Source organism: Lentzea sp. CA-135723 (genome assembly GCF_050936595.1).
Classification (GTDB): domain Bacteria; phylum Actinomycetota; class Actinomycetes; order Mycobacteriales; family Pseudonocardiaceae; genus Lentzea.
This window is the reverse complement of record NZ_JBNJMK010000002.1, coordinates 1,328,761-1,349,916: the sequence shown is the minus strand read 5'-3', so window position 1 is coordinate 1,349,916 and position 21,156 is coordinate 1,328,761. Positions and strand designations below refer to the sequence as shown.

General features: G+C 70.2%; 22 protein-coding genes. 9 read left to right on the top strand and 13 right to left on the bottom strand.

Going from position 1 to position 21,156, the window contains the following annotated elements; all coding sequences use genetic code 11:
* Position 1: 1 nt before the first annotated feature.
* The 6 genes from ACQEU1_RS42235 to ACQEU1_RS42210 form a co-directional block, all read right to left on the bottom strand.
* The gene (locus ACQEU1_RS42235; protein WP_433215485.1) at positions 2 to 829 is read right to left on the bottom strand and encodes a 3-hydroxyacyl-CoA dehydrogenase NAD-binding domain-containing protein; all 828 of its coding nucleotides are present in this window, start codon (positions 827 to 829) and stop codon (positions 2 to 4) included.
* Positions 826 to 1,545 carry an acetoacetate decarboxylase gene (locus tag ACQEU1_RS42230; RefSeq protein ID WP_433215482.1) on the bottom strand — a complete coding sequence of 240 codons (720 nt, stop codon included), beginning with the start codon at positions 1,543 to 1,545 and terminating at the stop codon, positions 826 to 828. Before ACQEU1_RS42230 ends, ACQEU1_RS42235 begins: the two co-directional genes overlap by 4 nt.
* 2 nt (positions 1,546 to 1,547) lie before the next feature.
* Positions 1,548 to 2,291, bottom strand: coding sequence for a crotonase/enoyl-CoA hydratase family protein (locus tag ACQEU1_RS42225; RefSeq protein WP_433215479.1), 744 nt, complete (start codon positions 2,289 to 2,291; stop codon positions 1,548 to 1,550).
* Positions 2,288 to 3,436 carry a CaiB/BaiF CoA transferase family protein gene (locus ACQEU1_RS42220; protein ID WP_433215476.1) on the bottom strand — a complete coding sequence of 383 codons (1,149 nt, stop codon included), beginning with the start codon at positions 3,434 to 3,436 and terminating at the stop codon, positions 2,288 to 2,290. Before ACQEU1_RS42220 ends, ACQEU1_RS42225 begins: the two co-directional genes overlap by 4 nt.
* A gap of 115 nt (positions 3,437 to 3,551) precedes the next feature.
* The gene (locus ACQEU1_RS42215; protein WP_433215473.1) at positions 3,552 to 4,460 is read right to left on the bottom strand and encodes a LysR family transcriptional regulator; all 909 of its coding nucleotides are present in this window, start codon (positions 4,458 to 4,460) and stop codon (positions 3,552 to 3,554) included.
* 10 nt (positions 4,461 to 4,470) lie between these two features.
* Positions 4,471 to 5,403, bottom strand: a complete 933-nt coding sequence (locus tag ACQEU1_RS42210; RefSeq protein WP_433215470.1) for a hypothetical protein — start codon at positions 5,401 to 5,403, stop codon at positions 4,471 to 4,473.
* Positions 5,404 to 5,528: 125 nt separating this feature from the next.
* Here ACQEU1_RS42210 and ACQEU1_RS42205 point away from each other — a divergent pair, with 125 nt between their 5' ends.
* On the top strand, positions 5,529 to 6,797 hold the full coding sequence (locus tag ACQEU1_RS42205) for an FAD-binding oxidoreductase (RefSeq protein ID WP_433215467.1): 1,269 nt from the start codon (positions 5,529 to 5,531) through the stop codon (positions 6,795 to 6,797).
* Positions 6,798 to 7,281: 484 nt separating this feature from the next.
* On the opposite strand, the gene ACQEU1_RS42200 is transcribed toward ACQEU1_RS42205, so the two are convergent.
* Complete coding sequence (locus ACQEU1_RS42200) at positions 7,282 to 9,828, bottom strand: BTAD domain-containing putative transcriptional regulator (protein ID WP_433215464.1); 2,547 nt, start codon at positions 9,826 to 9,828, stop codon at positions 7,282 to 7,284.
* Positions 9,829 to 9,891: 63 nt separating this feature from the next.
* On the opposite strand from ACQEU1_RS42200, the gene ACQEU1_RS42195 reads away from it, so the two are divergent.
* On the top strand, positions 9,892 to 11,514 hold the full coding sequence (locus ACQEU1_RS42195) for a C39 family peptidase (RefSeq protein WP_433215461.1): 1,623 nt from the start codon (positions 9,892 to 9,894) through the stop codon (positions 11,512 to 11,514).
* Between the two features lie 2 nt (positions 11,515 to 11,516).
* On the opposite strand, the gene ACQEU1_RS42190 is transcribed toward ACQEU1_RS42195, so the two are convergent.
* The gene (locus tag ACQEU1_RS42190) at positions 11,517 to 11,759 is read right to left on the bottom strand and encodes a hypothetical protein (protein ID WP_433215458.1); all 243 of its coding nucleotides are present in this window, start codon (positions 11,757 to 11,759) and stop codon (positions 11,517 to 11,519) included.
* A 62-nt stretch (positions 11,760 to 11,821) separates the two neighbouring features.
* Here ACQEU1_RS42190 and ACQEU1_RS42185 point away from each other — a divergent pair, with 62 nt between their 5' ends.
* The 3 genes from ACQEU1_RS42185 to ACQEU1_RS42175 are packed head-to-tail and all read left to right on the top strand — an operon-like array spanning position 11,822 to position 13,615.
* Positions 11,822 to 12,397, top strand: coding sequence for a TetR/AcrR family transcriptional regulator (locus ACQEU1_RS42185; protein ID WP_433215455.1), 576 nt, complete (start codon positions 11,822 to 11,824; stop codon positions 12,395 to 12,397).
* A gap of 34 nt (positions 12,398 to 12,431) precedes the next feature.
* Complete coding sequence (locus tag ACQEU1_RS42180; RefSeq protein WP_433215452.1) at positions 12,432 to 12,896, top strand: hypothetical protein; 465 nt, start codon at positions 12,432 to 12,434, stop codon at positions 12,894 to 12,896.
* Positions 12,893 to 13,615 (top strand): alpha/beta fold hydrolase, encoded by a 723-nt coding sequence (locus ACQEU1_RS42175; protein WP_433215449.1) that lies wholly within the window; start codon positions 12,893 to 12,895, stop codon positions 13,613 to 13,615. The genes ACQEU1_RS42180 and ACQEU1_RS42175 overlap by 4 nt, the downstream gene beginning before the upstream one ends.
* On the opposite strand, the gene ACQEU1_RS42170 is transcribed toward ACQEU1_RS42175, so the two are convergent.
* Positions 13,585 to 14,184, bottom strand: a complete 600-nt coding sequence (locus tag ACQEU1_RS42170; RefSeq protein WP_433215446.1) for a TetR/AcrR family transcriptional regulator — start codon at positions 14,182 to 14,184, stop codon at positions 13,585 to 13,587. The genes ACQEU1_RS42175 and ACQEU1_RS42170 overlap by 31 nt on opposite strands.
* Positions 14,185 to 14,267: 83 nt before the next feature.
* On the opposite strand from ACQEU1_RS42170, the gene ACQEU1_RS42165 reads away from it, so the two are divergent.
* Entirely contained in the window at positions 14,268 to 15,212 is a 945-nt protein-coding gene (locus ACQEU1_RS42165; protein WP_433215443.1) for a beta-ketoacyl-ACP synthase III, read from the top strand.
* 252 nt (positions 15,213 to 15,464) lie between these two features.
* On the opposite strand, the gene ACQEU1_RS42160 is transcribed toward ACQEU1_RS42165, so the two are convergent.
* From ACQEU1_RS42160 to ACQEU1_RS42145, 4 genes are all read right to left on the bottom strand, one after another.
* Positions 15,465 to 16,847, bottom strand: a complete 1,383-nt coding sequence (locus ACQEU1_RS42160; protein ID WP_433215440.1) for an NAD(P)/FAD-dependent oxidoreductase — start codon at positions 16,845 to 16,847, stop codon at positions 15,465 to 15,467.
* Positions 16,844 to 17,671 carry a 4Fe-4S domain-containing protein gene (locus ACQEU1_RS42155; RefSeq protein WP_433215437.1) on the bottom strand — a complete coding sequence of 276 codons (828 nt, stop codon included), beginning with the start codon at positions 17,669 to 17,671 and terminating at the stop codon, positions 16,844 to 16,846. The genes ACQEU1_RS42160 and ACQEU1_RS42155 overlap by 4 nt, the downstream gene beginning before the upstream one ends.
* A 178-nt stretch (positions 17,672 to 17,849) precedes the next feature.
* Positions 17,850 to 18,584 (bottom strand): DUF4142 domain-containing protein, encoded by a 735-nt coding sequence (locus tag ACQEU1_RS42150; protein WP_433215434.1) that lies wholly within the window; start codon positions 18,582 to 18,584, stop codon positions 17,850 to 17,852.
* A 44-nt stretch (positions 18,585 to 18,628) separates the two neighbouring features.
* Complete coding sequence (locus ACQEU1_RS42145) at positions 18,629 to 19,231, bottom strand: COG4315 family predicted lipoprotein (protein ID WP_433215431.1); 603 nt, start codon at positions 19,229 to 19,231, stop codon at positions 18,629 to 18,631.
* Positions 19,232 to 19,344: 113 nt separating this feature from the next.
* Here ACQEU1_RS42145 and ACQEU1_RS42140 point away from each other — a divergent pair, with 113 nt between their 5' ends.
* The 3 genes from ACQEU1_RS42140 (at position 19,345) to ACQEU1_RS42130 (ending at position 21,156) form a co-directional block, all read left to right on the top strand.
* A complete protein-coding gene (locus tag ACQEU1_RS42140) occupies positions 19,345 to 19,914 on the top strand; it encodes a sigma-70 family RNA polymerase sigma factor (RefSeq protein WP_030468711.1) in 570 nt (189 codons plus the stop codon).
* Positions 19,911 to 20,654: an anti-sigma factor family protein gene (locus ACQEU1_RS42135; RefSeq protein WP_382443621.1), complete on the top strand. Its 744-nt coding sequence runs from the start codon at positions 19,911 to 19,913 to the stop codon at positions 20,652 to 20,654. Before ACQEU1_RS42140 ends, ACQEU1_RS42135 begins: the two co-directional genes overlap by 4 nt.
* Positions 20,655 to 20,748: 94 nt before the next feature.
* Complete coding sequence (locus ACQEU1_RS42130; protein WP_433215427.1) at positions 20,749 to 21,156, top strand: hypothetical protein; 408 nt, start codon at positions 20,749 to 20,751, stop codon at positions 21,154 to 21,156.

Genomic DNA, 21,156 nt, shown 5'->3' with positions numbered 1-21,156 from the left:
GTCAGTTCTCCTCCAATGCCGTCAGAACGGCGAGTTGCCTGCGGTCGCGCGTCTCGGCGAGGTCCGAGTACGTGGAGGAGCCGTAAGCGTCTTCCACGGCCTTGATCAGCCGTTCCGGATCTTGTGCGGGGGTTCCCAGTCGCAGGCCCTGCATCGACTTGCCGATGTGCTCGGCGAGGTGCCGGTAGCCGCCGGGGCCGCCTCCGAGGTGGGCGCCGAGGAACGGGCCGACGGTCGCCCAGCGCAGGCCGAGCGAGCTCGTGACGACGGTGTCCAGGTCGGCCGGCGTGACGACGCCCTGTTCGACCAGGTAGGCGGCTTCGCGGGAGAGCGCGGCCTGCAGGCGGTTGCCGACGAAGCCGGGGATCTCCTTGCGTTCGACGACCGGGGTGCGGTCCAGCGAGCGGTAGAACTCGACGGCACGCGAGATCGACTCCTCGGTGGTCTGCTCGCCCGGCACGACCTCGACCAGCGGGATCACGTGCGGCGGGTTGAACGGGTGCCCGATGAGGACGCGCGAGCCGTCGATGCCCTGCGTGAACGCGGTCGACGGGATCGCCGACGACGAGCTGAGCAGCAACGCGTGCGGCGGGGCCAGCTCGACGAGCTCGGCGAACAGGGCCTTCTTGAACTCCAGGTCCTCCGGGCCGTTCTCCTGCACGACGTCCGCGTCGCGCACGGCCTCCGCCACGCTCGCGACGACCTCCACGCCGTCGGGAACGACCAGGTCAGGGCGGGGATCGACGACCTTGACCGCGTGACCGTGCCCGGCGAACAGGCGGGCCCACGACAGGCCGATCACGCCGGCGCCGATGACTGCCGTCTTCATGCTTCCTCCAAGTAGTTGTGGACCGGCTTGGCGGGAGCGAGCGTCAGGTCGGTGATGACGTGGCTGGCGGACACGACCTCCAGTACGGGGAGGTCGGCGAGCGGCGCGAGGACGTGCTGGAACAGCTGCAGGCGCGCCGGACCGGCGTACGCAGCCTTGACCACGACATCGGTGATCTCCGTGCGCACGAGCTCCTGAACCCGCGGCGTTCCGTCATAGTGAGGGATCGTCTTCAGCATGAAGGTCGGAACCGTGATCTCCGCCTCAGCCGTCCGAGTGTCCAGTTCGTACTGCTTGTAACCCATCGTGGCCGTGGCGACCCGCACCGTCCCGTAGTCGAGTGTTCCGACCAGCGCGCCGTTGTCGGCGTAGAGCGTCGGCGAGCCCATGACCTTCGGGTACGCGCTGACCTCTCGGCCGGACGCGGTGGCGGCGAAGCTGTCGAGGTACATGGCGTGCAGGTACTCGCCGCGTTCGCCGTCGAAGACGACCTGGATCGCCTGGCCGGCCTCGGTGTACGGGCCGTAACCGGTGACGTCGTTCATCTTCATGACCTCGAACCGGACCAGCGGCTCGTCGATCCGCAGTGGTGCGGGGACGACGGCCCGCAGCGCCTCCGGGTCGGTCCGGTAGACGATGTTCAGGTACTCGCGGTCGAAGAACCTCGGCTGCACGGCGGGAAACGCGGGTGCGCTCAAAGGCGTGATACCGAGCATTTTCAGCGTCCTGTCCACTGTGGAGCGCGGCGCTCGGCGAACGCGGTCATGCCCTCGCGGACGTCGGCCGTGCTCATCAGGCGGGCGCTGGCGGTGCGTTGCGCGGCCCAGGGGTCCTGGGAGCGCACGACTTCCTTGACGGCGGCGAGCGCCAGCGGGGCGTTCAGCGCGATCTGCTCGGCGAGCTGGAGCGCGATGGCGGCGGCCTCACCGTTCGGCACGACGCGGTTGGCGATGCCGAGCGTGCCCGCGCGGACGCCGTCGATCGGCTCGCCGGTCAGCAGGATCTCCATCGCCAGGTGGTGCGGGATCCGTTGCGGCAGGCGGACCACTCCCCCGGCCGCGGCGATCAGGCCGCGCTTGACCTCGGGCAGGCCGAACCTCGCGTCCTGCGCGGCGACGATCAGGTCGCAGGCGAGCGCCATCTCGAACCCGCCGCCGAGCGCGAAGCCCTCGACCGCGGCGATCAGCGGCTTGCTCAACGCGGCCTCGGTGAGCCCGCCGAGGCCCCGGTCGCCGACGACCGGCGACTCGCCCTTCAGCGCGGCCTTGAGGTCCATGCCGGCGCTGAACGAGCCGCCCGCGCCGGTCAGGACGCCCACCCGGAGTTCCGGTGTGGTCTCCAGCTCGTCCAGGGCGGCCGAGAGCCGGGTCGCGACGGCCGCGTTGACGGCGTTGCGGGCCTCCGGCCGGTCGATGGTGATCAGCAGTGCCGAACCGATGCGTTCGGTGCGAACCTCGCTCATGCCAGCTCCTTCAACACTTCTGCGGTGTCCTGGCCCGGCAGCGGGGCCAGGCGGCGGACGGTGGCGGGGGTGGCGGAGAACCGGACGGGGATGCCGATCGACCGGACCGCGCCCTCGCTCGGGTGCTGCACCTCGTCGAGCAGGTGGCCGTCGCGGACGTACGGGTCCTCGTGCGCCTTGTCCAGCTCCAGCACGGGTCCGAACGGGATGCTGTGCTTCGCGCACACCTCGGCCCATTCCTCAGTGGACAGTGCGGGGGCGCACTCGTCCACCAGACCCATCAGGTCGTCGCTGTCGTTCGGGTCGATGCGGTCACCGGCGACGCGCGGGTCCTCCACCAGGTCGGGCCTCCCGGCCGCGGCGAAGAAGTCGCGGAAGTTCTGCGGGTTGTACGGGACGACGCACGCGAGGCCGTCCTTGGTGTGCACGGCGTGGTGCCCCTTGGCCATCGAGAGGTTGAAGCCCGTCGGCCCCTCCTCCGGCACGAACGCGTGCCCGGCGAGGTGCTCGACCAGGTTGAACGCGATCATCGTGTCGGCCATGGGGATCTCGACCCGCTGCCCCTCGCCGGTCGCGTTCCGGTGCACGAGCGCGGCGAGCACGCTGTAGGCGATGGTCAGCGACGACACCTTGTCGCCGATGATCGTCGGGAGGTAGACGGGCCTGCCGATCGCGCGGTTCGCGATGTCGACCAGGCCGGACGCGCCCTGGATCGTCTCGTCGTAGGCGGCGATGCCGGCGCGGTCGGAGTCGCCGCGGAAGCCCTGGGCATGGGCGTAGACCAGGCCGGGGTTGCGCTCGGCGACGTCGGCGTAGTTCAGCCCGAGCCTGCTCAGCGCGCCCGGACGCATGTTGGTGATCAGCACGTCGGCCGTGTCGATCAGCTTGAGCGCGGTCTCGCGGTCGTCCTCGTCCTTGAGGTTCAACGCGACGCTGCGCTTGTTGCGGTTGACGTTGAGGCTCAACGCGGTCATGCCCGGCGTGGTGCGGTAGCGGCCGTTGCGGACGGTGTCCACCGGCGACTCGATCTTGATCACGTCGGCGCCGAGGTCTCCGAGGATCTGGGCCGCGTACGGGCCCATGACCACGGTCGAGAGGTCGATCACCCGCACGCCGTCCAGCGGACCGGCGGTGATGTCCTTCATCGTTCGTCCTTTCGCACCTGTTCGTTTCCTGCACCGACGACGTTAGTGAGGAGTGAACGGAAAGGGAACGATCAAGCCGCGAACAATGGTATGACCACAGCGGTCACACCATTCTCTATTTGACGATGGGTTCCGCGAAGATTTCTTTCGCGGCGGTGACGAGGTCGTCGAGGTCGCCGCCCGCCGCCCGGTCGTGCCGCCACAGCAGGCCGGTGTCGAGCTGGGCGCGGAAGTCCTCGAACGGCAGGACCGCCATGTTCTCCAGCTGGTAGCCGCGCATGGAGCTGTTCTCGTCCAGCATCGAGACGGAGAACCCGAGGCCGCCGGAGACGATCTCCGAGGTGCCCTGGTAGCCGGTGTTGCTGAGCTGGATGCGCTTTTTGATGCCCAGTTCACCGAGTTGCCGGTCGAGGATCTCGAAATACGCGGGCATGATTTCCTCCGGCGATTTCGCGTACGCGAGTTCGGTGAGATCGGCGAGTTTGACCGATTTCCTCCCCTCGAACCGGTCGGCCGGGACGACCGCGCCGAGCCGTTCGGACATGACGTGCAGCGTGTCGAGCGCGGCCTCCTGGATCGGGAGCCTGGCGAGGGTGAGCGCGAGCCTGCCGTCCTTCACCGCGGCGACGAGGTCCGTGGTCGTGCCGGGCCAGCGCTTGACCTCGAACCGGTCGGCGACCTTCTCGGCGAGCAGGGTGAGGCGTTCCCTGAGCGCCGGGTGGACGCCCGCGGGCATGCCGACGAACACCGTGGCGCGGTCGGGTTTCGTGGCCTGGTCGAGGCGCCACTTGATGGAGCCGACGCGGTCGAGCACGTCCCTGGCGATCGGCAGCAGGGCGGTGCCGGCGGCGGTCAGCGCCACGTGGTGGGTGCTGCGGTCGAACAGCTGCCGTCCCAGCTCGTGTTCGAGGTCCTTGATGCGCTGGCTCAGCGGGGACGCGGCCATGTGCAGCTTCCGCGCGGCCGCCGAGAAGTTCAGCTCGTCGGCGACCGCGACGAAGTATCGGAGATGCAGCAGTTCCACTCCGCTCACACTAGGCCTTTCGGAGTACGAACTCGTCGCTGCGGCCTCCCGTCTGCAGCACGTCGAGCCTGCCGGCCAGCGCGTACACGCCGCACGGGGTCTTCGCGAGAGTGGTCGGCGCCTTGTCCGGCCAGGCGGTCTCCCCGGTCACCTCCACCGTCTGCCAACGGTCCCGCGTGCGCACCTCGACCAGCCGGTTGGCGGCGGTGTTGTCGACGAGCAGCAACCGGTTGCGGCCCAACGCGAGCAGCCCGTCGGGCGCGCCGATCGGCGCGGTGATCGTGGTGACGTTCCGCGGTTGCGCGAGCGGGATGACGGCGAGCTTGCGCGCGCCGGACAGCGCCGCGACCAGCCTGTCGCCGACGTGCACGATGCCGTTGAGGCCCCAGCCCCCGGTCGGCGGCTGCGCGAGGTCGGGGTGCTGGACGAGCGTGCTGGCGTGGCCGTCCGGCGTGACGCGGTGGACCGTGCCCGAGATGGAGTCTGTGACGAACGCCGTGCCGTCCGGGGCGAGTGCGATGTCGTTGGCGAAGTGGCCGGGTCCGGTGGCGAGCGTGACGCGGTGGATCGCCTGGCCGGTGCGCAGGTCGTAGATGCCGAGCCCGGCGAACGCCCTGGTGGTCTCCGGCTTGCTGCGGTCGGCGAGCCCGAGGTCGGCGTTGGCGACGAGCAAGCGGCCGCGGCGCGCGTCCACCGCGAGGCCCATCGTGGTGATCAGCCACGGGTCGTCGACGAGCGTGCGGGACCGGCCGTCGACGACCCGCGACACCGTGCCGTGCGTGACGGAGCCGACGAGGAACCGGTGGCGCAGCGGGTCGTACGCGACGCCTTCGGGGTGCAGCGACGGGCCGTTGCCTATGATCACCGGCTGGCACGTCGTGGCCTGGGCGGTGGCCGGGGTGAGCAGGAGGAGGAGGAGCAGCGAGATCAGGATTCTCGTCATCCTGCCGATCCTCACGGTGGCTCCGGCCGGCGACTACCGACTTCCGTCGCCACTTGTTCACCGGTTCGAGTAGTCCTGCGCGCGCGTCGGAGTTTTCGGCCGGTGGCCGACCTATCGTGCGCGACGTGCCCATCGAGCAGCCCGCCGCCTTCCGCCCGCGCGTGATCACCGACGTCCTCCGGCCCGCCTCGGTCGGCGAGGTCGTGGACGCCGTCCGTTCCGGCCGGGCGCTGCATCCCTTCAGCAAGGGCCACAACTGGGGCCTCGGCTCGGGCCTGCCGGTGCACGACGGCGCTCTCGTGCTCGACCTGTCCGGCCTGCGCCGGGTGCGCGCGCTCGACGTCGACCGCGGCTACGCCGTGATCGAACCGGGCGTGACGCAGGGCGCGCTCGCGGAGTCGTTGCGGGGCAAGCCGAGGATCTTCAACCTCACCACGTCCTCCATGCGCACCAGCGTGATCGGCAACGCGCTGGAACGCGGCTTCGGCGTCCACCGCTCCCGCACCGAGGACCTGGTCGGCCTCGAAGTCGTGCTGGCGGACGGCACCGTGGAGCACGTCGGCTGGTGGCCGGGCACCTCCGCCACGCCCCGCCCGCACGGCCTGGGCCCATCTCTCACGCACCTGTTCACGCAGTCGGCGTTCGGTGTGGTCACCGCCGCCGTCGTCCGCCTGCTGCCGCGCCCGGAGGAGGTGCGGGTGCTGCCGTTCACCTTCGCCGACGACGACCTCGCCGACGCCGTCGACGCGCTGCGGGACTGGACGGCCCAGCGCCTGATCCCGCCGACCACCAAGCTCTACAACCCGGTCGCCGCCCAGTCCGACGGCTACCTCGCGCACGTGTGCCTGAGCGGCGCGGGTGAGGTGGTGGAGGCGCTGAGCTCCGTTCTTCTTGGTGCGGCAGCGGATTCGCCCCTCGTCGAGGCGCCCGCCGTGGACGCGGCGGTACGCGGGACGTACGCGGGCGACCCCGACCCGGCCGACACCTGGTTCGTGCGGCGGACGATGGGCTGCCCGGCCGACCGGCTGGACGCCACGGTCGGGATGCTGATGTTCCTGCCGGTGGTGCCGTTCACGGGCGCCGCGCTGGCGTTGACGGAGAAGCTGATCCGCGACTGCTGCGCCACGATCCCGGCCGTGACGGTGAACGTGCACGACTTCGACACCGTGGACCACGTGATCGCCCTCGCATTCCCGGCCGGCGATCCGGCGGCCGCGGTAGAGGCGCGGGAAGCCTTGGGGAGGATGAGGGAAGCGTTTGCGGCGCAAGGGTTCCTGCCGCACCGGCTGGACGTGGACAGGCCGGGTGGGTTGACGGGGCTGCAGGCCCGGATCGGGCAGGCCTTGGATCCGGACGGGGTGTTCGCGCCGAGCAGGTACTCGGCCGGGAGTTAGCGGGACCGGAGGGGCAACGCCAGCGAGGCGGCTCGCAGCCCGCCTCGCCCCGCCACGCAGCCTGGCCCCGCCAACCCGGCCCGCCCCATCAACCCGCCGGGCAGCCTCGCCCCACCAACCCGCCTAGCCCCACCGGCCCCCCAGGCAGCCCCGCCCCACCAACCCGCGAGGCAACCTGGACCGCCAACCCGCCTAGCCCCGTCGGCCCGCCAGCCCGCCTGGCCCCACCAACCCGCCTAGCTCCACCGGCCCACCAGCCAGCCTCGCCTCACCAGGCGGCCTCGCCCGGCCAACCCGCCTAGCCCCGCCGGCCCGCCTGGCCCCACCAACCCGCCTAGCTCCACCGGCCCACCAGCCAGCCTCGCCCCATCAGGCGGCCTCGCCCGGCTAACTCGCCTAGCCCCGCCGGGCCGCCCGCCAGCCTCGCCCCACCAACCCGCCAGGCAGCCTCGCCCCACCAACCCGCCTAGCCCCGCCGGCAGGCCTAGCCGGCCATCCCGGCCAGCCGCCGCCCCGCCTCGGTCTCGCCCCACCGGAACCCGATCCGCCGCGACAGCTCCACCGCCTCCGTGTAGGACGCCGCAGCCTCCCCCGCCCGGCCCGCCAGCTCGTGCACGATGCCGCGATCCAGCAGCACCCCCGCCTCGATCTGCCGGTCCCCCACCGACCGGGCCAGCCTCAACGCCTCCTCCGCCAGCTCCAGCGCCCGGTCCAGGGACCCAAGCTGGCGGTGGGCGTCGGCCATGTTCGCCAGCGCGTGCAGCTCGCCTGACCTGTCACCGCAGGCCCGCAGCGTCGTCAGCGTCTCCTCGTAGCAGACCAGCGCTGCCGGCAGGTCGCCCAGTGCCGCGTGCACCAGGCCCAGGTTGGTGCGCACGTAGGCCGCGCCCTGCGCGTCGTCCAGCTCCTCGCGCAACGTCAGCGAGGCCTCCAGCGACGTCAGGGCGGCGGGCAGGTCGCGGCGGCGCCAGTGCACGATGCCGAGGTTGTTGAGCGTCACGGCTTCCAGCTGGCGGTCGTGCAACGCGCGGGCCAGGTCCAGGGCCGCCGTCCAGTGCTGCTGGGCCTCGGCGAACCGGAAGCCCCGCTCGCAGGCCGCGCCGAGTTCCTTCAGCGCCAGCGCTTCCGCCCGCTGGTCGTCCAGCGTGCGCGCGGCTTCCAGGGCCAGGGTGTTCAGGGCCGCCCAGTCGGCGACCTCCGAGCGGCGGCGGAAGTACCAGGAGAGGCCCTCGGCGAACGCGATGGCGCCCGCCGGGGAGGCCTGGTGGGCGGCGGCGAGGAGGTTGTCGCGTTCCTCGGCCAGCCAGAGGTCGGTCGGGTTGTCCGCCAACGCTTCCAGGTAGTGCTTGTGCAGGCGTTCCAACGCCAGGGTGCGTTCCTCGGCCGTCTCGGTGGCCCGGCAGCGTTCGCGGGCGAAGAGGCGCAGCAGGTCGTGCAGCGCGTAGCGGCCCGGCACCGGTTCCTCGACCAGGTGGGCGTCGGCCAGTTCGGCGAGGAGCTCTTCCACGTCCGGCACGTCGGTCAGGGCGCGGGCGGCGGCCACCGCGAAGTCCGGGCCGTCCAGGAGGCCCAGCAGCCGGAAGACCCTTGCCACGTCGGCGGTTCCCAGTTCGGTGTAGCTGACCTCGAACGCCGAGCGGACGGCCACGTCGCCCAGGCGCAGCTCGTCGAGGCGGCGGGTCTCGTCGGCCAGTCGCGAGGCGAGCAGCGGGGCGGTCCACTGTGGACGGGCGGCCAGGCGGGCTCCGGCGATGCGCAGGGCCAGGGGCAGGCCGCCGCACCAGCGCACGAGGTCGGCTGCGTCCTCGACGCGGCCCGCCACGCCCTCCAGCAGGCGGTACGCGTCTTCCAGTTGCAGGGCACCGAGTTTGACGTACGACGCACCGTGCAACGAGGTGAGCGGGCGGCGGGACGTGATCAGCACGGCCGAGCCGGGACCGGTCGGCAGCAGGCGTTTCACCTGGCCCGCGGTGGCAACGTTGTCCAGCACCACCAGCAGCCTGCGGGACGCGGTGAGCGAGCGGTAGCGCAGGGCCTCCTCGTCGCCGGGACGTTCGCCGAGGGCGCGCAGGAACTGGCTCAGGACCCGGTCGGACGCGCCGTCGGAGAGGTCGGCGTAGAGCTGGCCGTCGGGGAAGCGCGCCGCGATCTCGTGCGCCGCCCGCACCGCCAGAGCCGACTTGCCGATGCCCGCCTGGCCGGTGATCACGCACACCGCGACCCGGTCCTGCCGCGGCTGTCCCTTGATCAGGCCGAGCTCGCGGGCACGGCCCGCGAACGTGACGACGTCCGGCGGCAGCTGCCGGATCGCCGCCGCCCCAACGGGTTTCGCACGCAGGATCTCGGCCTGCAGGCGCCGCAACGACTCCCCCGGCTCGACGCCGAGCTCGTCCTGCAGCACGCGCCGGCACTCCTGGTAGGCGGCGAGCGCCTCGGCCGCCCTGCCCGCGCGGTGCAGCGCGCCCATCTGGAGCTCGCGCAGCCGTTCGTGCAACGGGTGTTCGCGCACCCACTCGTTGAGGTCCGCGACGATCTCGACGTGCCGGCCCAGGTCGAGTTCGGCCTCTGCGCACTCGACCCGCGCGGCGAGCCGCAGCTCCTCCAGCTGCGCCACCACCCCGCGCAGCAGGCCGGAGGCGGCGAGGTCGGCCAGCGCCGGGCCGCGCCACAACGCGAGCGCCTCGCGGTAGGCCTGCGGGGTGCGTTCGCGGCGGGCCACGTCGAGCAGCTCGGTGAAGCGGGTCAGGTCGAGCTCGGCAGGGTCGATCGACATCAGGTAACCGGGCGGGCGCGACAGCAGCCGCGAGCCCACGATCTTGCGCAGCTGGTAGACGTAGACCTGGAGGTTCTTCAACGCCGTCTTGGGCGGGGCGTCGTCCCACAGCACGCTGATCAGCCGGTCGACCGACAGCACCCGGCCCGGTTGCGCGAGGAGCAACGCGAGCACCGCTCGTTGTTTCGGCGGCCCAAGGCCCAGCCGCACGCCGTCGTCGGCGTAACACTCGACCGGCCCGAGCACCCGGAACTCCACAGCTCCCGATCGTAACCACCAAACGCATACCGGACGCATGCCACGGGCCGGGACGTTCGAACCATGACGAGAACCTCACTGGCCCTGGTGCTGACACTCGGCACGATGGCCGCCGCGGTGTCCCCCGCCCAGGGCGTCGAGCCCTACTCCTCCAGCCCGGCGCAGTCGCACGCCGTCCAGTCCGGCGACGGCTACGACGTGGTCGTCGGTGGCGCGAAGAGAGCCTCTTTCGCTGTCAGCGATCCCGCCTACACGGTCCGTTCGACGTCTTCCGCCGATGGCGCGTATGCGGCCGTGATCTCCGATTTCGACGGCACGAGCGGCGGCTCGTTGCACACCGTCGACCGCTACGGCAAGAAGCGGTTCATCGCACGTGGGGCGATCACGTCCGCGGTGTTCCACGGCTCGAAGCTCGCCTACGCCGACGGCGAGAACGTGGTGGTGGACGGCGTCGTCGCGGGCAAGCTCAAGGGCCGCGCGCCCTCGTTGCTCGGCTTCACCTCCGACGGCAGCGGGTTGCTGGCCGTCGAACACCCGGACGTGGCCGACGACAGCACGTTCGTGGGCTCGCTGGTGCGGTTCGACCTGAAGTCCGGCGCCGCGAAGCCGCTCATCAGCTCAGGTGCAGAGGCTTTGTACCGCGACTTCAAACTGGTCGACGTGCGGGGTGAGCGGCACGTCAGCTTCATCAAGCACAACGAGATCTACCGCTGCGGCGGCGCAGAACCGCAGTGGCTGGGGCTCGCGTCGGAGAACGGCGAGGTCACGTCGCTGGTCGGCGAGACCAAGCACCACTACCGCAGCGCCGTGTGGAGCACGGACGGCGCACGTGTCGCCTACGAGGTCATGGGCTGCGTGTCGGACAAGACGCTCGGGCCTGACCAGTTCGCCTCGTTCAACGGCGTCTACGTGCAGGACCTGGCCACGCACAAGGCTTCCCGAGTCACCGAGGGCCTGTCGTTCAACTACGCGCTGACCGGCTTCGACGGCGCAGAGGCCGTGATCGGCAGCCCGGCCCGCGGCTACGTGAAGGCGTCCGGGCTCAAAGCCGCCACGCTCGACGGCCAGGTGACCACGATGGGCCGGCTGAACCGCGCCGAGTACATCCACCAGCTGTGGGACACCCGCAACGACTTCAACGGAAACTCCTCGTGCGGCCCGACCAGCGCCGTCATCGACCTGGTGACCTACCAGCTGCCCAACGAGTACGGCGTGCAGGTCGCCCAGCCGTTCTCGCACTACTCGAAGTGGGGCCGCTACATCACCGACGAGTTCTCCAACCGCGGCACGACCTTCAACCGCACGATGGCCGACTGGGGCCGCACCGGCGCGTGGAAGGGCGCGCACGGCTGGATCACCGGCTACTACTGCGGCGGCAACCCTGCCCGCCCGTGTGCCTCCTGGGAGTCCGAGCGCGACTTCCTGGCCCGCAACGGCGCCGCCGTCCAGCAGGGCAACTTCACCCCGGCGCAGGTCCGCGCGTTCCTCGACCAGGGCAAGTTCGTGATCATGAGCGGCACCTGGGGCTCGACGGCGGGCCACCTGTCCGTCGTGATCGGCTACCACGACAACGGCCAGTTCTACGTCCACGACACCTACGGCGCCGGCACCGACGGCAGCTACGACGGCGCGAACCAGCTCTACAGCTGGAACTACATCGCACCCGTCCAGATGTGGGCCGCCTGATCTCACTCCCTGCCGGGCGACTCCCCTGCCGGAGGGTCGCCCGGCGACGGCGTTTCCGGGGTGCGTTGTGCTTCGGCGTGGACCTCGACGTTCGTGCGGTGCGCCACCGGGTCCCAGATCTCCTCGAACGGCGCCATCAGCGACTGCCCGCCGCCGGTGCGGCGGGCGCGCAGGGCGTACCAGGTGAACGCGACCAGGGCGAGCGGCAGGCTCAGGAACGCGGCCAGGCCTGCGACGACGTCCATGCCCCCGAGCGTACAGTGACACTCTGTTTCCAGAAACACTGTGTTACCGAAATGGGGCGGCAGTGCGGTTGACCAGGGCCGAACAGCAGGCGCGGACCCACTCCGAGCTGCTGTCGGCGGGACGGCAGGTGTTCCTGCGGCGCGGGTTCCTGGCGGCGACGGTCGAGGAGATCGCCGCCGACGCCGGGTACACCCGCGGTGCCGTCTACAAGCACTTCGGCGGCAAGGAAGGGCTGTGGCTCGCGGTCGTCTCGGCCGACGCCGGCACCCACCTGGAGGGTCTGCGGGCCGCGCTCTCCTCGGCCTCGTCGGTCGACGGGCTGGTCGCGGTTCTGAGCGGGATCGCGGACGCGGCGAAGTGGGCCTCGGTGGCGGCCGAGGTCCTCGCCGCCACGGCGGCCCAACCCGAGATCGCGGCCCGGATCGCCGAGGTCCAGCGGCAGCACGACGCGCAGGTCACGGCACTGCTCGAAGAGCACGTCGCACGGCTGGGGCTCACGCCCGCGATGCCGGTCCGGCAGGTGGTCGTGCTGCTCGGGGCGCTGGGGATCGGCCTGGCGCTGCGTCAGGCCTTCCTCGACGCGACGGACGCGCGAACGGTCCTCTCACAGACCCTGAAGTCGGCACTTGCTACTTGACGCCAGGCGTCAAGTACTTGCTATCGTCTGTCAAGTGCCGACCCTTGCGGAACACGTCGATCTGCGGGACGACCTGATCCGGCTCGTGACGAGCCGGCTGCTCGACCCGCTCGAGATCCTGCTGCCGCAGGCCGATCTCGACGGGCTGCGGCTGTCCGTCCGCGCGGACGCCGACATGTGGGCCGCCCAGCTGCTCGGGCCGCGCGACGCCGTGGCGCGCCAGGTGGCCGTGCGCCTGATGGCCGTGCTCCACCCCGGCGACAAGCCCTTCGACCCGCCCGAAGAGTGGTGGGCGACGCCGTTGGGACGGGTCTGCGCGCGCCGGGTCGGACATCCGAGCAAGGAGGGCGTGTCGTTCGGGGTGGCGGGCGCGATGCTCGGCATCACCCGGCAGGGCGTGCACGACCTCGTGAACCGCCACAAGTTGCAGCGGCATCCGGACGGCGGGGTGGCCGTCGACTCCATTCAGGCACGGCTCGGACTGAGGAGAGACCAGTGAGGCTCGCGGCGACGGACTTCGGCGGTTCCGGGCGGGGATTCCTGTTGATCCACGGCCTCGGCGGCACGCGACAGGTGTGGGAAGCGCTGGCGCCCCGGCTGGAAGGGCGCGCGGTGGCGGTGGACCTGCGCGGGCACGGCGAGTCGCCGGACGGGCCGTGGGACTGGGAGGCGGTGCTCGACGACCTCGACGAGACGGCTGTCCACTTCGGACTCGACAACCCCGTCGTGGTCGGGCATTCGCTCGGCGGGATTCTCGCGGGCAGGTGGGCGACGAGGCACCCGGAGTGCCCGGCCGCGGTGAGTCTCGACGGACATCGTTCCGCCACAACGCATCCGCACAACTTCGAGGGACTGCCGGCGAAAGAGGTCGAGGCGGGACTGAAGCAGCTGAACGCGATGTTCGACGCGCAGCTGGAGATGATCACGCGGCCGTCGCGGGAGATCACCGGGGCGTTGCGGACGGCGCCCGACATGCTGGACGCCCTGCCGCTCTTCCGGCAGGTGACCGCGCCGTTCCTGCTGGTGCTCGCCACGCGCAACCTGCCGGTGCCGCCGGACCTCCTCCCCCTGATGGACGCCCACCGCGCCGGACTGCGCAGGGACGTCGAAGGCATCCGGACGCAGGAGATCGACGCGACGCACGGACTGGTGACCGAACGACCGGCGGAGGTCGCGGCGATCGTCAATCAGTTCGTGAGCAACCGCGTCAGGGCCTGACGGGCCCGCCGGGGCGCGGCGTTGTCGTGCTCCAGCTGGAGGAAGTGGTTGAGCGCCAGCATGATGCCGAGCAGCTCGAAGATCAGCTGCTCGACGTCGGTCGAGCGGGGCAGGTCGCCGTCGCTGATGGCGCGGCGGATGTGGATGCGGAGGTCGCGGCGCCACAACGCGTTCATGCCCGCCAGCGCGTCCCGCACGCGGCCGCTGCGGTCGTCGAACTCGGTCGTCGCCGCGGTGAAGAAGCAGCCGCCGGGCAGCACGTTGCGTTCGAGGTAGGACACCCACGCCTCGCAGACGGCCCGCAGGCGCGGCATCCCGGACGGCATCTGCCTGACCTTGCCCGGCACCTCGCGCTGGAACACCGCGGCGGCCTGGTCGACGACGGCGAGCTGCAGGGCCTCCTTGGTGCCGAAGTGGCCGAGCAGACCGGCCTTGCTCATCGCGAGGTCGGTGGCGAGCCGCCCGATCGTGAGGCCCTCGAGCCCTTCCGCCGACGCGATCGCGAGGCTGCGATCGAGGATGCGCTGCCGCGTCTCGAGGGTGTCGGCGACAGAACGGCGCGGGCTCATCCCGGTAGCTTACGAGGACCTTCAGCTACCGACCGATCGGTTGCTATATTCGCGGCGTCGCCCGTCCTGGAGGAGAGTTCACCGTGTCCGGAACCCGTGTCGTCGCGCTAGGCCACTACCAGCCCGAACGGGTGCTGACCAACGCCGACCTGGAGAAGATGGTCGACACCAACGACGAGTGGATCCTCCAGCGCACCGGCATCGCAACCCGCCGGATCGCCGCGGAGAAGGAGACGGTCGCCGACATGGCCACCGAGGCGGGCGCCAAGGCGCTCGCGGCCTCGGGCCTCTCGCCGTCCGACATCGGCCAGGTCATCGTCGCCACCTGCTCGGCCATCGACCGCAGCCCGTCGACCGCGGCCCAGGTCGCGGCCAGGCTCGCCATCCCGTCGGCCGTCGTCTTCGACCTGAACAACGCGTGCGCCGGCTTCTGCACCGCCCTCTCGACCGCCGACCACACCGTGCGCGCGGGCGCCGCGAAGCACGCGCTGGTCATCGGCGCGGAGAAGATGTCGGACCTGGTCGACTGGACCGACCGCTCCTCCTGCATCCTGCTGGGCGACGGCGCGGGCGCCGCGGTCGTCAGCGCGTCCGACGAGGCCCGGATCGGTCCCGCCGTCTGGGGTTCGGACCCCAGCAGGTCCAACGCCGTGCGGCTGGTGAACGAGTGGCAGCCGCGGTTCGAGCAGGAGGGCCAGTCCGTCTTCCGCTGGGCCACCAGCGAACTCCCGGCCGTCGCGCTCCAGGCCTGCGAACGCGCGGGCATCGCGGTCGGCGACCTCGCCGCCGTCGTGACGCACCAGGCGAACCTGCGGATCATCGAGGCGCTGACGAAGCGGATGGGGCTGCCCGAGAACATCGTGATCGGCCGGGACGTCGTGGAGTCCGGCAACACGTCGGCGGCCTCGGTGCCGCTCGCACTGTCCAAGATGGCCGAACGCGGTGAGCTCCCGTCGGGCCGGCCGGTGCTGCTGTTCGCCTTCGGTGGCGGGCTTTCCTGGGCGGGCCAGGTCATCACGGCGCCCTGAGCCGCACGAAGAAAGCCCCGCCTCCACGGCGGGGCTTTCGGTGTGCCCTTCAAAAGGCCGGTGTGGCGGCTCGGGAGCCCGCCGAGCCGCCACACCGCTGGTGACGCGCGAGAGGGAGGTTCAGGCCGCCGGCGCGGGAACGAGCGCATCGCCGCGTGACGTCATCGGTCCGCCACCTGGCCACGCGGGCGACGTCGGAGTTCGCCGTTCCCGCTTGCCCTGTACCGGCTGCCTGGGACCTCCACCACCTGGTTAGGGCCTCGCGCGTCCTCCGCCCGACCGCACCATCTCCGGCCTCGACCGCGAATGCCTCCGCCGCTGCAAAGGCGGGGACATCGACGACGAGACGGACGGGGGAACGGATGATGCGAGGGCGGCGACCGGTTCGGGAACCGGGAGCATGGCCGTCGGGAGAACCTCCGGCTCGGCAGGGGCGACCACTTCGGTCTCCGGCTGCGTCCACACGGGAACGTTCGTCTCGACCTGGTTCTGCCGGAACAGTTCCGGCGTCTCGGTGATGATCTTGCCCGGCTCCTCCAGGCCCACGATGCCGACGAGCTTGCCGTTGGCGATGAAGCCGGTGAGGCCGTTCACGTCGGTGGTGTCGGTGCCCAGCACGGGCAGGCCGGCGCCCTGGACGCGCATGCCGTACTGCTCGGTCCAGAAGCGCGGGACCGGGGTGTAGGTCTTGGCGTGGTTGCGGCCCACCAGCAGGTTCTCGGCGGCCGCGCGGCCGCCTTCGACGGCGTTGAGCCAGTGCTCGACCCGGCGGACGGCGCCGTTGAACCGCATGTTGGGCCAGCGGGCCACGTCACCGCAGGCGACGAGGTTCTCGGCGCCGACGACGTGGTTGGTCGAGTCGCACAGCACGCCGTCGGAGATGTCGAGGCCGGAGCCGCGCAACCAGTCGACGGCCGGCGAGGCGCCGACGGCCAGCACGACGCACGAGGCGAAGAACACCTGGCCGTCGCTCAGGTGGATGCCGATGCCGCCGGGCTGGCGCACCCAGTGCTTGATGCCCACGCCGGTGGCCAGGCGGACGCCGTGCTCGACGTGCGCCTCGGTGATCTTCTTGCCGATCTCGTCGCCCACCACGCCACCCAGCAGAGCGGGAGAGCGGACGATCAGAGCAACGTCGCGTCCCATGTGACGAACGGAACACGCGAGCTCGCAGCCGATGAAACCACCGCCGATGACGGCGACGAGTCCCTGCGACTGACGGATGTTCTTGCGGATCGCGACCGCGTCGTCCAACGTCCGCAGCACGTGCACCCGCGGGTCGTGGCGCGGAGCCCCGCCCATCGCGCGAGCGTCGACGCCCGTCGCGATGATCATGCCGTCGTACTTGATCTCCTCGCCTCCCGGCACCCAGACCGACTGCTTCTTCGGGTCCAGGTGCAGGGCCGGGGAGTTCATCCGCCACTCGGCGTCGAGGTCGCCCGAGAACGACAGCAACGAGTCGTCGGGCGTCCACTCTCCGGTGATGATCTGCTTCGACAGGCACGGGCGGTGGTACGGGAGGTGCCGCTCGGCGGACAGGATGGTGATCTGCCCGTCGAAACCCATCTCCCGCAGCCGTTCCGCGGAACGGACTCCACCGAGCCCGCCGCCGACGACCACGATCCGTTCGCTCACTTCACTCGCTCCCTGATCTCGATCGCGCGCATCGGACACGCGCGCTGTGCCGCACGGGCCTGGGCGAAGTGCTCCTCAGGCGGCCTGCGGTTGTAGGTCAGGCGGTTGTCTTCGATCAGCTGGAAGACGTCGGGCGCTTCCGCCTGGCAGGTGCCGTAGCGATGGCATTTCTCGTTGTTGACGCTCACGTCCATCGCGTCGCCCTCGCCGACGCCGGGTTCCTTGCCGCGCTCGGACTCGAGCATGCCGATGCGGATCAGCACTTCAGGGGGCAGGAACCGGGCCAGGGCCAGGGTCGCGGTGGGCACGAGAACGGTCAGGCCGCCCAGCCAGAGAACGGACAGGTTGCCGTTGGCGATGGCGCCGAACCAGGAGTGCACCACGGTGATGCCCACCGCGATGTACGCCGTTTGGTGGAACCGCAACCACTTGCGGTAGAAGACTTTGTGCCTCATCGAGGCGAGCACCGCGATCGCGAGCATGACCTCCAGGCCGAGGATGCCCAGCGCGTGGCGGAACAGACCGCCGTCGACGAACGGCAGGATCAGCTTGACGAAGCTGAAGGTGCCGTTCTGGATCAGCGTGAAGGCGAACGCGTGGATGCAGCCGAACGCGATCGCCAGGGACGCGAGCACCATGTGCCCGTTCTTCAGACCTTCACGGCCGGTGAGCTTCTCGGCCCATCCGGTCGCGATCAGCACGCCCCAGGACAAGGTGGCGCACATCAGGACGTAAGCCAGCCTGGCGGAGATCTGGGCCATCTTCTTGACACCCGAGTCGAACTCGGAGGCCTGGGCCACCAGGAGCGGAATCTGGCTCGACAACAACTCTTCCTCCGGAAAAGCTCTCGGTTGGGGGACTACCTCGCGGGAACCCGCCCGGCCCTGTCGTGCAGGAGTGGACACATCAGTGCCGGGCGGGTGGGAACAGGTCCGCGTTGGAGTGCCTCTGACCTTGGGACACCACCTCCGTTTCCCGTCGTGCAAACGGGGTCTTGCAGATTCACCGCACCGATCGTCGCGGGCGGAGTACTCGGAGCAGGAGCACCGTGAGCACGGCTCCCGCGGCGGTGACCGAGATGATCACCCACATGTTCGGCCCCTCACCGGAGGCCAGGGTCGCGTTCACGATGCCGCCGGCGGGCTGCGGTTCGGCGAACGACGAGTCGCCCGCGAGACCGGTGCTCTCCAGCAGCGTCATGTGCTTCATCACCACGTCGATGCCGGCCTGGGCGAACCCGCGGATCACGTCGTTGCGGGTCTGCGAACGGACCTTCGCGATGAAGTTGAAGACCTGCCCGTGGGCGGCGCGCAACCGGGCGACGAACGCCTGGTCGAACTGGTCTCCGTCGAGCGCGTTGATCTCTTCCATCCACGACTGCTGCGAGGGGTTCGGCACGTCCGGGGTGGTGAGCCCGAACTGGGCGGCCGTCTTCTTCGTCAGCGTGTCGAGCATCATGTGGTCGAGCATGATCATCTTGCCGATCTGCTTGACCCGCGGGTTCGAGCCCTTGGTGGCCGTGAGCTCGCCCATGGGCATCTCCCACAGGCCGGCCTGGCGCACCTTGTTCAGCAGCTCGCGGTCGTTCGCGGTCAACGGTCCGCTCGGTGTGTCCATCACTCCCCCGGTGTCCGCGGGCTGCGCTGCAGCCGTGGCGGAGAGACCGGAGAAGAGGAACAACAGCGCAAAGACGGTGGCGAGGGCTCTGGTCATCGTCTTGTTGTCCTCGTTGTCCAAAGGAAGTCGATAGGGGATGGATGAATCGCGGCCGAGCAGTGGGCTCAGTAGCCGGGTGCCGCCGGCGGTGGCGCGGACTGCGGTGTCTGCGCGGTTCCGGAGCTGGGGGACGTGCTCGGCGTACTGCTGCTCTTGCCGGTGTTGTTCTGCGCCTTGCCGCCGGTGATCTTGGCGCCGTTCGGGGCGGTGACCCACCACACGCCACCCTTGCCCTGGCCCTTCATGTCACCGGCGACCTTGTCCTCGGCGAACGTGTACTGCGGGTAGCCCTGGATGGTGAGCTGCTTCGTGCCGTCCGGCCTGGTCAGGACACCCATGGAGATCGGGTCCACACCCGTCGCCATCGGCGTCTTGTCGGCCAGGACCGGCTTCCACGCCTTCGCGCACTCGCCCTCGCAGTTGGACTTGGACGGCTTGGGGACGTCCTTGTCGTAGCGGTAGAGCGGGAGCCCTTCGGCGTCCGTGACGAACCACCCCATCTGCTCGTTGTTGGCGATGAAGTAGTTGTTCATACCGCTCAGATCAGCGGGTTTGGCCTGCAGACCACCGGTGGCGGCCACCCCTCCGGGAGGAGTCTGGGCGCTGCCGCACGCGGTGAGGGAGATAGCCAGTGCCGCCAGGGCGGTGGTGGCTGGTCCACGTCGCATCGGCAGGTCCTTTCTCGGCGGGGTACCGAGGAGTACGGACACGATCCGGCAACGGTTCACGGACTTCGTGAGGAATATTTGCCTCTCGACTTCCGGCGCTTGATGGGGCAAGGATGTCCCCCGTGGCGCGGCATAGACGTCAACGTGAGTTAGACGAACAATCACCAAGACCGGGATCTCTCGAGGAAGAGTTGATCCGACGGCTGTACGAGGAATTCGGTAGTGCCCTGCTGGGTCACTGCATGCGGTTGACGGGCCATGATCGTCAGTGGGCCGAGGACATCGTGCAGGAGACACTGGTCAGGGCATGGCGCAATGCCGAAAAGCTCGAACGTGACCCGGTGCTGTTGCGGTCGTGGTTGTTCACGGTGGCAAGGCGGTTGGTCATTGACGACAGACGTAAGAGAAGCGTCCGTCCGCAGGAGTTCGAACTGACCCCTTCGGACGAGTCGCCCTCCGGCGGCGAGGAGGATCGCACCCTCGCGGCGATCGTCGTGGCGGAGGCGATGAACGGTCTCTCCGAGGAACACAGGGAGGCTATTCTCGAAACATATCTGCGGGACCGCACCGTCGGTGAGGCCGCGGCGGCACTGGGTGTGCCACCGGGAACGGTCAAGTCGAGGGTGTACTACGCGCTCCGTGCGTTGCGGCGTGCGTTGCACGATCGGGGAGAGACGCGGTGACAACGGCACCAGATCACCTCGACGTCGCCGCCTACGTGCTCGGCATCCTCGATGCCGATGAGGTGGAGGCGTTCGAGAACCACCTGACCGAGTGTCGGCGGTGTGCTCTTGACCTGCGCGACTTCGCGGTGGTGCCGGACCTCATCGACGAGGCCGACGCGGGCGGGATGCTGCGCGGGACAGCGCCGGAACGCCCCGACGGCAAGTCGGTCCGGGTAATGCTCGACGCCGTCGCGGCGCGCAGGAAGCGCCGACGGTGGTTCGTCGCCCAGGGCGTCGCGGCCGCCGCCGCCGGCGTCGTGGCGGTGACGGCTGTCGTGACCACGCTGGTCGTGCGCGGCGCCGATGACGGTTCGAACCAGGCAGCGCCCCCGAACCCGGGCACGTCGACGTCCCAGACGCGAGTGGCGAACAACTCGCAGGACACGTCGATGGAGGTCAAGCACCAGGACCCCAACAGCGGAGTCGGCACGAAGATCATCGCGTCCGACGAGCCCTCTGGCACCGCGATGGACATCGAGATCACCGGCATGTCGGGCCCCGGCAGGGGTTCGCTCGTCGCCGTGGGCCGCGCCGGGCGCGTCGCCCAGATCACGTCCTGGTACGCGCCGGAACCGGTCGCGGGCGACAAGAAGACCATCAAGCTCGCGGCCAACGTCGCCATGCGCTGGCACGAGATCGCGACGTTCCGGATCGTCGACGAGAACGGGAAGACCCTGCTCGAAGTCGTCGCGTCCTGACGTTTCACCACACCAGGCCACTGCCTCCACCGGATCCGTGAGATCCTGTGGGGGCAGTTGTCGTTTCACCTGAGGTTCGGGGAAGGCTGGCCACGTGGCAATTGGCCCGTCAGCGGTAGAGCGCTGGCTCGATCTGTCCACAGAGGAACTGCGCGCGCAGGTCTCACGACTCGTGTCCTCCCGGTTGCCGGGTGATCACGCGGTGTGGCAGGCGATCCGGCGTCAGCCGGCCCTCGTCCCGCGGATTCGGGGAGTCCTCTCCGGACTCGCGGCCACGGCGGCGGGCAGCAAGGACGAGGCCATGCAGAAGGTGTGGATCTCGAAGGCGCGCGCGGCGCTCGACCAGGTCGTGCCACCTCCGGTGAAGGCCACCCGGAAGCCGGTGGTCAAGGAGGTTCCCGTTGAGGAACCCGAGCCTGTGATCGAGCTCAAGCAGCCAGAACCACAGGAGAGGCCGCAGGCGAAACCTGCGCCCGCGATGCTGTTCCAGGAGCCCAGTTAG